The organism is Rhizobium tibeticum (assembly GCF_900110205.1).
Lineage (GTDB): Bacteria > Pseudomonadota > Alphaproteobacteria > Rhizobiales > Rhizobiaceae > Rhizobium > Rhizobium tibeticum.
This window is the reverse complement of record NZ_FOCV01000164.1, coordinates 1-1,031: the sequence shown is the minus strand read 5'-3', so window position 1 is coordinate 1,031 and position 1,031 is coordinate 1. Positions and strand designations below refer to the sequence as shown.

Annotated in this window: 1 protein-coding gene; it reads right to left on the bottom strand. The window is 60.9% G+C overall.

Going from position 1 to position 1,031, the window contains the following annotated elements; all coding sequences use genetic code 11:
* Window positions 1–1,031: amino acid adenylation domain-containing protein (locus tag BSG20_RS35430; protein WP_143147640.1), on the bottom strand; the 1,031-nt coding region annotated here is incomplete at both ends.

Sequence of the window (1,031 nt, the reverse complement as noted above, 5' to 3'; positions counted from 1 at the left end):
TCCGGCAGGTAGCGCGCCAGGTCGCCGGTCCGGTACATCCGCGCTCCCGGCTCCTTACTGAACGGATCGGCCAGGAACCGCTCCGCCGTCAGATCCGGACGGTTCAGGTAGCCGCGCGCCACCCCCGCCCCACCGATGTAAAGCTCACCCACCGCCCCGAACGGCACAGGCCCACCATGGCCGTCCAGAAGATACACCCGCGTGTTCGCAATCGGTCGGCCGATCGGGAGGCGGCGGGATGTCGCATTAATCGCGGTGATCTCGCAGACTGTCGCAAAGGTCGTCGTTTCGGTCGGGCCGTAGCAGTGCAAGAGATGCTGTGGTCCGTTCTGCCTCAAAACCCGAGCTACTGCTGCCACATCAACCGCATCGCCGCCGACCAATAGCAATCGCAAGCTCGCCAGCACCGGACCTAAATCATCAGCGCTCTGGCTGAACAACCCGGCTGTCAAATGCAGGACCGTAATGCGGTGCTGCTGAACTAGATTGCCCAGAACCTCTGGCTGCAGCACATCCGTGTAGGGAATTACAATCAGGCTTGAACCGTATAGCAGCGGTGCCCACACTTCCAGTGTACTGATATCAAACGAAGGATTGCCCACCCATGCCACACGATCATTTGAGCCGAACTGCGCATAACCATTGTTGATCACGAGCCGGTTGACGGCACGATGAGGCACAACAACTCCCTTGGGAAGGCCAGTCGAGCCAGACGTGTACATCACGTAAGCGGCAGCGTCGGCGCTCAATGCCAGGCCAAGATCGGCATTGGACCCGGTTCCAGCTATCAGCGGCTCAATGGGCAAAACAGGGATCGTCGCCTCGACCAGATCCCCATCGTCACTCCCGCTAAGCACAAAGCGTGCAGCACAGTCGGCAATCAGCCATTCTTGTCGCGCAGATGGAAGAGCGCGATCGATCGGCACATACACTCCCCCCGCCTTGAGGATCGCCAAAAGCCCCACCACCATGGCCGGGCTGCGCTCCAGACAGATCGCCACCGGCTGGTCCGGCTTGACCCCGAGCCCGAT